General features: G+C 51.5%; 7 protein-coding genes. 3 read left to right on the top strand and 4 right to left on the bottom strand.

Features of this window, described 5'->3' with window-relative positions; translation table 11 throughout:
• The first annotated feature begins 21 nt into the window (after positions 1-21).
• Positions 22-210 carry a hypothetical protein gene (locus ACFPOF_RS00085; RefSeq protein ID WP_378128394.1) on the top strand — a complete coding sequence of 63 codons (189 nt, stop codon included), beginning with the start codon at positions 22-24 and terminating at the stop codon, positions 208-210.
• A 307-nt stretch (positions 211-517) separates the two neighbouring features.
• On the opposite strand, the gene ACFPOF_RS00090 is transcribed toward ACFPOF_RS00085, so the two are convergent.
• A complete protein-coding gene (locus ACFPOF_RS00090) occupies positions 518-1,141 on the bottom strand; it encodes a YdeI/OmpD-associated family protein (RefSeq protein WP_378128395.1) in 624 nt (207 codons plus the stop codon).
• 394 nt (positions 1,142-1,535) lie between these two features.
• Between ACFPOF_RS00090 and ACFPOF_RS00095 the strand changes: the two genes are divergently transcribed.
• The gene (locus ACFPOF_RS00095; protein ID WP_378128397.1) at positions 1,536-2,300 is read left to right on the top strand and encodes an SDR family oxidoreductase; all 765 of its coding nucleotides are present in this window, start codon (positions 1,536-1,538) and stop codon (positions 2,298-2,300) included.
• An 837-nt stretch (positions 2,301-3,137) separates the two neighbouring features.
• Positions 3,138-7,517, top strand: a complete 4,380-nt coding sequence (locus ACFPOF_RS00100; protein WP_378128399.1) for an Ig-like domain-containing protein — start codon at positions 3,138-3,140, stop codon at positions 7,515-7,517.
• A gap of 78 nt (positions 7,518-7,595) precedes the next feature.
• On the opposite strand, the gene ACFPOF_RS00105 is transcribed toward ACFPOF_RS00100, so the two are convergent.
• From ACFPOF_RS00105 to ACFPOF_RS00115, 3 genes are all read right to left on the bottom strand, one after another.
• Positions 7,596-12,041, bottom strand: coding sequence for a hemoblobin-interacting domain-containing protein (locus ACFPOF_RS00105; protein ID WP_378128401.1), 4,446 nt, complete (start codon positions 12,039-12,041; stop codon positions 7,596-7,598).
• Positions 12,042-12,501: 460 nt separating this feature from the next.
• Positions 12,502-13,179, bottom strand: coding sequence for an ABC transporter ATP-binding protein (locus ACFPOF_RS00110; RefSeq protein ID WP_378128403.1), 678 nt, complete (start codon positions 13,177-13,179; stop codon positions 12,502-12,504).
• Positions 13,179-14,300, bottom strand: coding sequence for an ABC transporter permease (locus ACFPOF_RS00115; RefSeq protein ID WP_378128405.1), 1,122 nt, complete (start codon positions 14,298-14,300; stop codon positions 13,179-13,181). The genes ACFPOF_RS00110 and ACFPOF_RS00115 overlap by 1 nt, the downstream gene beginning before the upstream one ends.
• Between the last annotated feature and the right edge of the window lie 7 nt (positions 14,301-14,307).

A 14,307-nucleotide genomic window follows, 5' to 3' on the forward strand; every position in this document is an offset into this window, starting at 1 on the left:
CGCTAAATGAGGAGCACTCACATGGCAGATTACAAACGCCGCAAAAGACGATCGCGATTGTTTGATCAACTGACTTACCGTGCTTTTGGCGAAGTCTTGGGCCAAGTCCCTGACTATGCCTACATTGGCGGTCCGAATGCGACTTATCGCAAAGATAATGGCGACGGCACTTTCTGCGGCGAATTTTTGGTGCCTGTGGTTAAAAAATAATCTAGTAGATCTCAAGATAACGAATAGTTAGGCTAAACAGCCCTTGGTTGCTCCAGTAGGAGCGGTTGAGGCTTGTTTATGTTTCGGGGCATTTCCCAGCATCCACGCCGGGCGTTTGCCATCAACTTCTTGGATCGTTTGTTGACTCCGTGTTGACTTGGGGGCATAAAAAATACATCCCCAAGGCGTGTAGACCACATGGCGATGTATTCATTAAGTACTGTTATCCGTTTTTCCGTTCTTCTTCGTCTCCGGTCGCTATTGAATTGTCGTTAAATGAACCCCGATCGCGAGGTTAGGCGCCCTTTTACTTTTCGTATTTCCAGAATCGGCCTTTGCCTTCGGCGATCCATTCCAGTGCTTCATCTATTCGCTGTTGTTTTGTGGCATCGGTCTTTGCACTTTCAAGCCATACGATGTAGTTCTTGCGGAATGACGGTGATTGGTTCTCAAAAACTTGTTGAGCAGTAGGATTTTTCGATAGTGCTTCTAGGAAATATGCCGGAGTTTCCACTGGGTTGCTGCCCGGCGCTGCTTTGGCTGTCTTGTCAAGTTTCACGCCTCGGTCATTTAAATCCATCGCTTCTTTGATAAAGCCTGCGAGTTCTTCATCTGATGGCAGCTCAGACATACTCGTGATTCTGCTCATAAATCGCTGGCCTGGCTTTACCTTCTTGCCACCAGCAAATCGGGGATCGCTCATGAACTCAGATTTTATGAATGTGAGCGAACAGTGGTTTTTAGTTGAGGCTAAAACGCACATGAAATCGTTTTTGTAATCAAAATGCGGGATGGCCCACTTAATTGATTCCACTACATTAGGGCAGTTTTTGTGTATCTGCTCTCTAAGATGATTGAGGATTGGTTTGGCAAAATCCTCAGAGTTTTCGATGTACTGTGTAACTTTTGGGTCAGTGTTCTCTAGTGACATTTAATATATTCTCCTTCCGTTACATTGTTAAACATAGCGCAAATGGGCTTTGTAAACCCGATCGCGCAGGACCCGGGTTTACATAATGTTCGACAAGTGATTGTTCACTATCCCAGATCATAACTCGCCTAATCCTATAAAATTCTTTCCGTTCAAATCACTTTTACACTATTCGACAAATGGTACGAGTTTCCTTTGTCTGCAACGTTATTGTTTGCAGGTTGTTGAATGGTTGTTTGCAAGCCATCACAATTGAACGCTATCTTGTTCCGTTAGTTTAGCTCCCCGTAGGCTAATGACGATAAACATGAATGAATTCCGAATGAGAGAGCAACATTTCAAACGTCACCTTGCAATATAATTGACCATGAATTCCAAACAAGGAGATGAAGGCATGAGTAAGTTGAAGGGTAAAATCGCTTTAGTAACCGGTGCAAGCCGGGGGATTGGTCGTGGCATTGCGTTGCGTCTGGCGCAGGAGGGCGCAGTGGTTGCAGTACACTATGGAAAAAGACAAAACGAAGCAGAGGAAGTTGTTCATCAGATAGAGCAAAATGGAGGTGCCGCATTCGCGATCGGTGCTGAGTTAAGTACCCTTAACGGCATTCATGATTTATATGCGGCTTTGGATGAAGCCCTTCGGAAACGTACAGGCGATAATCGTTTTGACATTCTTGTGAATAACGCTGGAATCGGACAAATTGTAACCTTTGAAGAGACGACGGAAGAATCTTTCAACGAGGTCATGAACATCAATGTCAAAGCACCGCTTTTTGTTACCCAACAAGCTTTACCGCGTCTGAGAGATGGAGGCCATATTATCAATATCTCTTCGTTTGTAACACGTGTGGCCTCCCCCAGTGTTTTCGCCTACAGCATGTCGAAGGGGGCAGTCGACACGCTTACGCACGTCTTGGCTCAACAGCTTGGGAGCCGTAAGATTACGGTGAACGCCATCCAGCCTGGCATCATTAATACAGAGATGAATGCCGGGACGTTGCAAGATCCCAATGGACAGAAATCTGCCGCTGGTCTTTCAACCTTTAAAAGGTGGGGGGAGCCTGAAGATGTTGCAGATATTGCTGCCTTTCTGGCCTCGTCGGACAGCCGTTGGGTCACTGGTCAATTAATTGATGCAAGTGGCGGATCTCATCTGTAAATTAACCTCCGAAAACCTGTCCGAAGAGCTAGGCTTTTATGCCTGACGGACACCTTAAACCGAAAAATTATACCATCGTGGCAGTCACTTGGGTGCATCTTTGCTCCGGTTGATTGCCGCTTGTCATAGCGATGGCAGCGAACGGAAGTCGTGACGAAAGTTTGGTGGAGCAAGTTTTGCTGCGTTGTTACCAGAAGAAACCAATTGCCGGAAACGTCTCCAAATGCAATCGAATCGTTCCGCATGAAGATCTTGCACTTGCTCCACACGAAAGGATTCACCGTTCCTGTTCTGGACGGACTGAGACAAGGGGGACAAGCATTCAAGAACAACCTGTCCCGACCGCCCTGCTGTGGCTGACTCCGGGCTTCCTGCAGCCACTTTCCTCGACTTCATGTTGGCAAGCTGTTGAACGAGAAGCCCAAAAAGGGCCGCAACAGCCTGCCTCCCGGAAACTTTTCACAGCCCCCAAACCCGCGTCCGACGCGGCCTCTCGGCTCTTACTCTTCCCCCGTCGCAATCGGATTCTCGCTATAAGAAATCCAATCACTCCAACTCCCCGCTTACAGCCCCACCTTGTCCACCGGCGGATCCCACGAGCAGTCTGCGCGCAGGCGAGGGCCTGCATATTGGCTCAACCTCTCTATGATAACGGGCGTCGGGACATTAACAAAATGAAAGAATTCGGCCTTCGAACCAGTCTGCCATTCCTCATAAATAGTCATAAAGTTACAATGGATTATTTTCTATTCATTACCAAAGTAATACGCTAAAATAAAAGAGTCGTCAAAGTTCGAGTCAAAATTCTGTATAAACAGAGAAAGGAGTACGAAGTTCATGACATCGGGAGAAGCAGCCGGATTTAGCAGCAAGAGTCGATTTACGCGGCGAGTAATAGCTATAATGTTAGTCTTCTTTATCGTCATTTGGGGTACTTCATCCGCAGTAGGGAATGTGCATGCGTCTTCGGGCTTGGAAATTACCACGGAACCACAGGATATTATACTGGATGAAGGCAACTTCTGGTCGCAAACGCTTTCTGTTGTGGTGACAGGCGGTGTCGGCACAGTGCACTATCAATGGTATCGCTCTTCCGGAGGAAACACTATCGCTTTAACACAGAGCTCTTCCTTAGTCGTTCCAACCTGGGAACCCTTTGAATCCGACTACTATGTTACGGTTACTGACGATGTAACCAGTGTAACAAGTCGGACAGCTCACCTTAAAGTAAGCGCGCAGCCGGGAGCTCCGGAGCCGTCGATCACAGCGCAGCCTGTGGGCAACGAAACGTTGAATGTGGGCGATCCGATGGTTCTAACCGTTGGGGCGAACGTCACGGGAAGCGGGACGCTCAGCTACCAGTGGTATCACAACCCCGCGGACAGCAATAACGGCGGCTTTATACTGGATGGCCAAACCGGCCCCTCCTTAACGGTGCTGACAGGTGCTGACCTTGATTCGTACTACTATGTAATCGTAACGAACACGGATAACACAGTCGCAGGCCAGAAGACGGCTAGCATCAAAAGCAACACCGCTCATGTGAAAGTGAGCTCGCTACCAAGTGCTCCGACGCCGTCGATCGACACGCAGCCAACACCCTACACTGAAGTGAGCGAAGGAGCACCGAGCCCGGTTATTCTAAGCGTTGAGGCGCACATCACGGGCGGCGGGAGCGGGACGCTCAGCTACCAGTGGTACCGCAACACGACGGACAGCTACTCGGGTGGCTCTGCGGTTTTTAACCAAACCGGCCCCACCTTAACGCTGCCGACTGGAGCAGCCCTTGATTCGTATTACTATGTAGTCGTTACGAACACTGTCGCAGGGCAGCAGCCTGCAAGCATCAGTAGCAACACCGCTCACGTATTAGTGAACGCACTGCCGAGTGCTCCTGCGCCGTCGATCGACACGCAGCCAACGCCCAACACGGATGTAAACGAGGGAGCAACGATTCCGAATCTAAGCGTTGCGGCGACGGGAACCGGTACATTAAGCTACCAATGGTATCGCAACACGATGGACAGCTACTCGGGCGCCTCTGCGCTTCCCAACCAAACCGGTCCCACCTATACGGTGCCAACAGGTGCAGCCCATGATTCGTATTACTATGTCGTCGTAACGAACACTGTCACGGGGCAGAAAGCATCAAGTATTACGAGCAACACCGCTCACGTGAAAGTTAACGATGTTACATCGCCATCAGTAACGATCTCATCGGGAATCTATTGGCCGACCGCTCAACATACTTTTGGCATCACGATTCTATTCAGCGAGCCGGTAACGGGATTCACGGGGGCAGACATCACCATCACTAACGGCACCGTTAGTAATTTTCAGGCAGTAAACAGTCAAATGTACACCGCAGACATTACTGCAGCAGCAAACGGCCCGGTTACCATTAATGTTCCTGCCGCAGTGGCAGCGGACAGCTATGGCAATTTGAATACGGCGGCAACACCGCATGTCGTCACCTATGACACAATTGGACCTACAGTGAATATTTCGTCGTCGGTTGCGAATCCGACGAATCAGTCGTCGTTCGTTGTTACGTTGGAGTTTAACGAACCTCCGCAAAACTTCTCTGCTGATAGCATTGCAGTGACGAACGGGACCGCAAGCCAATTGCAGTCCGCAGACGGTTTGACGTACACCGCTGTCATCACACCGACGGCAGACGGACCAGTTACCGTCGATATGGCTGCAGGCGAAATAAACGACTTGGCAGGCAACGTGAACACTGCTGCAGCAACTTCGGTCAGTACGGTCTATGACGGTACGCCGCCGACGGCAACCATCACATCGTCTGCGGGGAATCCGACCAACCAGTCCACGTTTGGCGTCACGATCACGTTCAGCGAAGCGGTTACCGGATTTACCATCGGTGATCTCTCGGTAACGAACGGAACCGCAAGCATCCTGAGCACGTCCGACAGTCGGACATACACTGCAAATATTACGCCAGCGGAAGAAGGCGAAGTCAAGGTGTCGCTCCCCTCCGGCAAGGTAGCCGACGCGGCAGGCAACGGAAACCTCGCGGCGACGCCTTATGAAACGGTCTATGACAGCACCTCGCCGACGGTCATCATCACATCGTCTGCAACGAATCCGACGAACCAGTCACCGTTTGGCGTAACGATCACGTTCAGCGAAGCGGTCAACGGTTTCGATATCGGCGATCTCTCGGTAACGAACGGAACCGCAAGCAACCTGATCACGTCCGACAATCGGACATACACCGCAGACATTGCACCAACGGAAAATGGCACGGTTGCGGTGTCGCTCCCCTCCGGCAAGGCAGCCGACGCGGCGGGCAACGGAAACACTGCGGCGACGCCTTTCAGCACGGTCTATGACGCTACGGCTCCTGTCCTGACAGAAGTGAGCATTGCCAGCGATAACGCGACTCCTTCCCTTGCCAAAGTCGGAGACACGGTTACGATAACGTTCAGCGCTAGCAAAATGCTGCAACACTCGCTTGCAGTAACCATTGCGGGGCATGCAGTAACGACCGCTGAAGCTAACGGCGTATACACGGCTGTCTATACGTTGACTAATGGCGATACGGAAGGCGCAATCCCGCTGCGGATCGAATTTAGCGATTTAGCTGGGAATGCGGGCATAGCCGTCGTTGATACGACGGATGACAGCTCTGTTGTTTTTGACAAGACACCTCCGGAGCCGGTCATTGTAAGTCCAGACAACAACGCGTATTTGACCAACAGACGTCCGGACATCAAAGGAACAGTAGAGCCTGGAAGTACGGTTACGATTACCATCAACGGCGCAGAAAGCCATGTGCCAGCGGACAGCAACGGCAAATGGCAGTTCACGCCGGAAAACGACTTGAGCGACGGTAAGTATACCATCACAGTCGGCGCGATAGACCCTGCCGGGAACAGCAGTGAAGTTCAAGCTGAGCTCGTCCTCTATATTTACACGCAATCCAATGAATCTGCTAACTCAGTGGATGTTCTGATCAACGGAAAACCGTTCAAGATCGGAAAGCTGACAACCAGCTGGAAAAACGGCCAGTCCGTTACCACGCTCACGGTGGACGAGCGCGAACTGGCGCGTATGCTTACTGGAGCCGGGAAAGGCGCAGTGCTCACTATTCCGATGAATACGGACTCTGGCGTTCTAATCGGACAATTGAACGCTCAAATGATTAAAGATCTGGAGCAGATGAACGCGGTAGTGGAGTTCAAAACCAAAAACGCTACGTATACGCTATCTGCTAAGCAATTTAACATCGACGCCCTGTCCAAACAGCTTGGAAGTCAGATTAACCTGCGCGATATCGCCATACAGGTTGAGATTGCAGCTCCGTCTGAAGATATGTCGCAGCTGCTGACGCGGGCCGCAGAGGCAGGATCGTTTACCGTTGTTGCTTCCCCGGTAAGCTTTACGATAAGAGCGCTGCATGCGGGGACGAGCACGGAAATTTCCACGTTCAGTGCTTACGTTAAACGGACCATCGTTCTGCCGGACGGCGTAGATCCGAGCAAAGTAACGACGGCAGTCGTCATTGAGCCGGATGGAACCGTACGTCATGTTCCGACCCGGATTGAAGTCAACAATGGAAAATATACCGCGCATATCAGCAGCTTGACGAACAGCACATATGCGGTCGTATGGCATCCGCTCGAATTTATCGATGTGGCGAACCATTGGGCGAAAGAGGCCGTCAACGATATGGGTTCTAGGCTGGTCATCGACGGGATAGGAAACGGGCAATTCAATCCCGATACCGAGATTACGCGTGCGGAATTCGCGGCGATTATCGTTCGCGGTCTGGGATTGAACCCCGGCTCTTATCAGAATGAGTTCTCCGATGTGAGCTCGGCCGATTGGTACAGCGGAGCCGTTCATACGGCATATGCTCTTCACCTGATCGACGGATTCGAAGACGGAACGTTCCGACCGAATGACAAGCTCACGCGCGAGCAAGCGATGGCGATCCTCGCCAAAGCGATGCAAATTACGAATGGATCGGCAGAAGCAACGATGACTGATGAGGTAACAGAAGAGACGTTGCGTTCCTTTACGGACGCGTCCGAAGCATCCGCCTGGGCACGCAGCGGTATAGCCAGCAGCATTAATGCGGGTATTATATCCGGCAGAAGCAAATGGTTGCTCGCACCGAAAGCCAATATGACAAGAGCCGAGGTTGCAGCCATTTTAGAGCGCCTGCTCAAACAAGCTGGTTTGATTTAATTCCTTTTACACAATCGGCAGAACAAAAGACGCCTCCATTTCCACTGTCGCAGTGGTTTGGAGGCGTCTTTGCACTCGTTATGAGCGTGATTTAAGGGCCATCGCTTTAACAATAACCGTAACGGCTTCTGCACGGGTGGTATTGTTTTTCGCCCTAAACGTACCGTCCTTATAGCCGTTAATTAGTCCGTTGTCGGCAGCAGCAGCTACCCCTTCAATGGCCCAACTGGAAATCACCGAATTGTCCGCAAAGCCGATAGATTTACCCGAAGCATTCAGCCCCAACGCACGGACTGCGATCGTCGCCATCTGCTCGCGAGTGATCAGCTCGTTCGGACGGAACGTATGATCTTCGAAGCCGGAGACCAACCCCAGCGCCGCAGCAACCCCGATCGAATCTTTCGCCCAATGGACGGTTGTATCGTCAAAGCTAAGGCTATCCGACGCTTTCAGCTTGAGGGCCTTTACCAGGATAGAGACAAACTCAGCCCTTGTAATCGAGTTATTCGGTTTAAAGGTCTGATCAGGGTATCCGTTGATTGCCCCTGTTTGGACCAAAGCTCGAATATCGGATTCCGCCCAGTGACCGAAAATATCGCTTATTTTCAAGTCCGTATCGGTTGGCACTTCCGGAGTCCCTTCGACGGCGAACACCGCGTATTTCGTAAAATGGTTAACCTTCACGACGATGTGTGTACCGTCTACTACGCCACCGACTTCTACCCATTCTTTTTTCATTTCGTCATAGTAGAACACCGACGGCTTCTGGTCGCCGGTCAAGCTTGACGGATCGAATACGAAGGTTAACGTTACGGGCTGATTGAAGTTCTCCGAGAAGTTTTTCAGTATCTCGAAAATCGGACTGACTAGAACTTCCTTCGGGCTAATCAGGTTTTGGGCATCCAATAGTTTGTCTATCGTAATATTCAAATCTTTGGCGGTAGCATCCGCGGGTATGGACACTTTAACTTCATTCCGCAAGCTTACCTCGCCTGCCCCGCCCTTCGGAATGGATAGCTGCCCATTATCCGATGTAACAGGCGTGGAGCCTGGCGCAGTGGGGCCGCTTCCTGGTCCTCCGGAACCGCCATCGCCCGGTGACCTTGACTGTTCATCACGCGTCACGGTAACCGTATACGTCTTCTTGCTTGTACCATCCTCGGCCGTCACGACGATCGGAATGACGTTGGGGCCTACGTCAAGACCGATCACCCCGCTTGGTTGACCGCTTGCTGCAGGATTCCCTTTCACGGTCATCGTCGCCTTGCTGTCATCCAAACTAGCCGTAAGAGTGAGATTAGATACAGTGTAGTCCACGCGAGAGGTATAGTCCGTCGTTCCGGATGCAAAAGCAGGAGACAGAGTCCCGCCCAATAGCGTGATCCCTCTCAGATCCGCATTGCCGCTTGCTGCCGGAGCACGATTGACAAGAAGGCGATACGGATTGATGGTCGTTCCATCCTGCGCCGTTACGTTAATGGCAATCACGTTCGGCCCCTCAGCCAAATGAGTAGCGCTATACGCATAAACGTTGCCTGTTACCGAGACTTCATCTGCTCCCGTAACCGCTAAAGTTTGATTTGAATTCGCTTTGGTTACGTAGAAACCGATGCTCGTCGTACCGTTAAGCACGTTCACGCTGTACTCCAGCTGCGACGGTACAAACGTTAAAGAGCCTTGATCCACGGCCATGTCGGAAAGCAACGCGTCATCGCTGGCCCTGATACCTTCGATATCTTGATGAATCGTCGCATCCGAATAATTCGTTGCCGTTATCGTGAGTGTATGACTACCCTCGGAGAGCACGCCGGCGTTAAACGTAATTTTCCCGGAAGTGACGGCGTAAGCCTCCGCCGGCAACGTTGTCGCACCATCTTTCACCGCCGTAATCGCTCCGCGCCAGCTCGGGTCGTCCGGGAACTCGATCTCTATTGCGTTCATAACATCGTTATTCGTCGTATCCGCCGTTAAGGTCGGAGGCTTCATTCCAACGTTCTGGATGACCGTCGCATCCTTATAATTATCCGCCAGTATCGTAATCGTATGATTGCCTGCCGCCAAAGCACCTGCTTTGAACGTGATGACCCCTGCGTCTATCCTGTATTTGGATAACGGCAGCGTCGTCGTACCGTCCTTCACCGCCGTAATCGCATTGCGCCAGCCTTCGTCGTCCGGGAACGTGATCTCTAACGCACTAGCCGCATCGTTATCCGTCGCGTCGGCCGTTAACGCCGGCGAAGGGATGAGCGTAACGGCCTGATTCACGGTGATGTCCACATAATCGGTTGCCTTAATCGTGAGCGTATGATTGCCTTCCGCGAGAACGCCCGCCGGAAATGTAATTTTCCCGGGGCTGACGGAATAGCCCGATATCGCCGACGCCCCGTCCTTCACGCCCGTTATCGCTCCGCGCCACGCGGCGTCATCCGGGAACGTGAGCTCGATCGGATGTCCGACATCGTTATTCGATGTATCCGCCGTAACGATCGGCTTCCGCAAATAAACGATCAAGCTTACCGATGTCTCTTTATATCGCGGCGACGCCGACACCGTGATCGCATGACTGCCTAGTCCCAGCGTGCCAGCGTTGAAGGTAATTTTCCCTGCGCTAATTGTATACGTCTCGGGAGCCAGCGTAACCGCTCCATCCTTTACCGCCGTAATCGCGCTTCGCCATGCCGCCGAATCCGGGAAGGTAACCACGACAGGGCTCACCGTGTTATTGTTCGTCAAGTCCGCAGTTAAGACAGGCGTATCCAGCAGAAATTTATACACGTCCGGACTAAAGTTTTTAGCGCTGCTATCGCTATTGCCGAGGCTTGTCGATGATGTTACGAGATAGGGAACCTCGTTCTCAGCGTATAAGGAAGAATTTGCCTTCCCGATCACCGTCATTCCCGAGTCGCCTACGCCGGTCCATTGGCTTCCGATCAGTTTCTTGACGGCAGTCTTGCCATTCGTGCCGATGTAAGTTAAGTAAAGCTCTCCCCCGGAGACATCGAAGGAATAGGCCGTCCCATTGCTGATCGAGCCGTAACCGTCTACCACCGTCCACCCGTTGGCCTCGCGCTTCTTCACCGCGATCGTAGTCCCGGTTCGTCCGCTTAACATATCGACATAAGCTACATAGGGGACACCGTCCTTCACGACCATCGTCGTCTTCTCTAACTGGTCGTTCGTGAATTTGCCCAGGTCGGACCAACTATTGCTTGCTTGATCGAATTTCTTCGCCCAACCCGTAGGCCTGTAAGTCCAGCCAAGGCCGTTCACGAAAATCGGAAATTCATTACGATAAGCGACATAGGGGATGCCTTCGGAAATCGCCAAAGAGATGTGCGAAACCGCGTCTTGCGATATTCCGCTAACGCCTAACAAGTCCCAGCCGGTCCCGTTGTAAGATTTCACCGTCAATCGATTGCCGTTTGCCTTGTCCGAATAAGCGATGTAGGGCGTATGATTATAGATCGCTAAGGAAAATAAGCCCGTTCCGTCCAGCGGGATTTGAATGTTGCTTCCGCTGTCTATGGACGACCAGTTGCTGCCATTGTATTTCTTGATGTGCAGCAGGGAATCGCTGTAATCATAATAAGCAACGTACAAGCTGTCACCGGCGGAAACCATGGAAAATGCCGTAGCAAACCCCGCAGATAAGCCTCCTCCGTCAACCGGTACCCAACTGATTCCATCGTATTTTTTAACGAATAGTCTCATCCCATGGGCATCGTCTGTATAGGCGACATAAGGGGTGCCGTTCAGAACGGCCATCCCCAGACCTCTCGTCGACATGCCGTCCGATAACCCCCGGTTGCCCACTAGCTGCCAGCTGCCGAGAACATTCTCATTCACGTCGATTGCAATCGGCCTATCCAGAATTACTCCTTGTCTATTGGCAAGCGCCCCTGCTTGAATAAGCAATTGGTTACCGGACCCCATGAGCGGGTTTTTAAACGTGATTTGGATTTTGCTCGTCTCCAGAGACATTAAGCCCTGCACGGTTGTTACATTGCTGACGACATCCTCCGGATCAAGCTCTTGAAAGTCCGTATCGTCCGTTCTCTTTATCTTGATCTTGCTCTTTAGGTCGGCAATCGTGCCCACCTGCGTTTCTTTAACGGCAAACGAAACGGAAACCGTCTTATTGTCCTCGCTAGATGACGTGGACCAGGCGGTGTCCAGCTCGGCATCAGGGTCGATGAGCATATAACAAGTTGTAAATTGTCGGGCTTCGCTGCCAAACTCGGCGCCGAAGCAGCCAACGCCCTCCGCCGAACCATTAGGCAAGTTATAAGTTCTTGCGGCTATGCGTTTGCTATTATTCACGTAATCGGTGCCATATCCCACAGTCCTTGTCCCGGTAAAACTACAATAGGTCCCTTCAAGGCCGCATACTGCCCATGTCAGCGCTGCCGAAGCGCGCGGCAATGACGGTGACGAAATCGAAAGCACGGAGAAAAACGCGATTCCGGCTAAAATCATGGAGAGCTTTACTAATAATACCTTATTCATCCTCGTAGCCAACATCATAGTAGTTACCCCTCTCCAGACAAAACGCAGTTACATTAAGGGTAACAAAACGGAATAAAAGAATAATGAAAGAAATCAACGCCAAACCGCCCAAACCCATGCAGCGCAAGGGCTGCGGGGTTTGGGTGCGCGCGGGATTTATTTGTCGTAACTCGTCCACATACCCCGTTCGGTTGCCGTTCTGCCCGATTTTGTACGAATTTTCATACACATACGCTCGTCCGGTCGCCGATCCTCCCGATTTTGTACGAATTTTCATACACATACGCACGTTCAGTTGTTAATCGTTCGAGGCTCATTCGAAGCCATCGTCGGTTGTACCGTCGTAGAAAGGACCCCAGCCCCCACATTGAATTAGTGGAAATTGAGGTCCTTTCACGTGTGAATAAGGGACGTTCGTCAGTCCTGCGAACACTTTTGGGACATCCCTCAAACGGCTTTTAACGACGAAGAATCGAGGCTACACGGCCGTTAATTTACCGTCCTCCATCCGATATACCTTATCGCAGTACTCCAGCATCCGCTCATCATGGGTGACCATGATCGCCGCTTTTTTCCGCGATTTCACCTCTTGCGCGATCAAGCTCACGACTTCATGCGCGCGTTTCGTATCCAGGCTAGCCGTGGGCTCATCCGCCAAAATGACGTTAGGATCGTTGATCAACGCGCGAGCGATCGCCGTTCGTTGTTTCTCGCCTCCGGATAACGCCTCGGGAAAACTCTTCAGCTTCGATCCGAGCCCCAATTCCTCCAGTAGCTTCTTCGCAGCCTCTTTATCCGCCGATTTCACTTTTCCCGACATCCGTTTCACGACCAATAGCTGATCCAGCACGTTCAAATAAGGAACGAGGTTGGACGACTGCATAATAAACCCGATTTCATTCAGCCGGATCGTAGATAACTCTCGGTCGGAAAGTACGGAGAGCTCTTGCCCGCTCAGGTTCACTTCCCCTTCGGAAGCCTTCAGCAGCGCGCCTGCAACCGATAGGAACGTGCTTTTGCCGGAACCGGAAGGCCCAACGACAGCGACGAACTCCCCCGGACTCACCGTGATAGACACCCGATCCAGTGCGGCAATTCTATTGCTTCCTTCGGCATAATATTTCGTCACCTTGCTCATGTGCAATCCCGTCGTCATTATTCAACCCTCCCCAGTGCCTTGAGCGGATCCACATTTGTTATTTTCCGAACGGATACGAGCGAACTGAGCAACGCAATAATAACCAGAACGATGGCATAAATCACGACTAGCCTCGTGCTCAGAATGAACGGCATTGCTTGAGGCAGCACTGTCGCCGCCGCATACGTCAGGAGGACGCCAATGAAAATGCTGCCAATGGAAAGCAGCAGCACTTGGGAAACGATCGCTTTCGCCAAAAATCCGTTTCTCGCCCCGATCGCCTTCATAATGCCGAACTGGTTCGACTTCTGCAGGGTCAGCACGTAGAAGAATACGCCAAGGACGAAGGCGGAAATCGTCAGCAGAAAGGCGAGCATCATCGTAATGGAGCCGCTCTCTTCTTTGTACCCCGGCATTCCTTGTATGGCCGCCTCGCGATTAACCGTATTCGTGTTCGGCAGCTTCCCGTTCAGATCGCTCGGATCAATCCCGCTCCCTTGCAGCATAACCGCATTAATCGGCTCCGCGACACCGTTGTCCGATCCCGGTGCGGCGTACGCGATTTTGCGCCATTCCTCGATCGGAGTAAACACGGAAGCAACGTGGTTATACGTTTCTCCCTTCACGTAACCGACAATCGTGAGCGACTCCGTAGACCCATCCAGCTTAAACGTATCGCCGATCGCGAACCCTTCGTCCTTCATCGAAATATTGACCAGCACTCCGGTTGGCTTATCGCGGGAAAGCCCTTTCCCTTCCACAATCTTTGGCTCCAAAAAACTGCCGGGAGCGATTCCGATAATGGCAATGTCAAGCTTATCCTCGTCCTTCTCGCTTTGGCCTTTCAACGCAGTCGCCATCGTGGTGCCAAGCGGCGCGGCGGCTTTCACGTTCGGTTGCTGCGCGGCCACCTCAACCAGTTGCTCCGATAGCAATGATTTGCTCAATGAAGACTGCGAGCCTTGTTCGAAGACGACGTATTCGACCTTCATGTGCTTGATTGTAGAAGCCGAAAGCGAGGCCAGCCCGTTTCCTAATCCGGATAAAATGAAGACCAGCCAGGAAATCAGCACGAAAATGATCGCCAGCATAAGGAATCTCGTTTTGTTGTGCATAAGCTCCCTAATCGCTAAAAACATCTCTTTA

Source organism: Cohnella soli (genome assembly GCF_042655525.1).
Classification (GTDB): Bacteria; Bacillota; Bacilli; order Paenibacillales; family Paenibacillaceae; genus Cohnella; species Cohnella soli.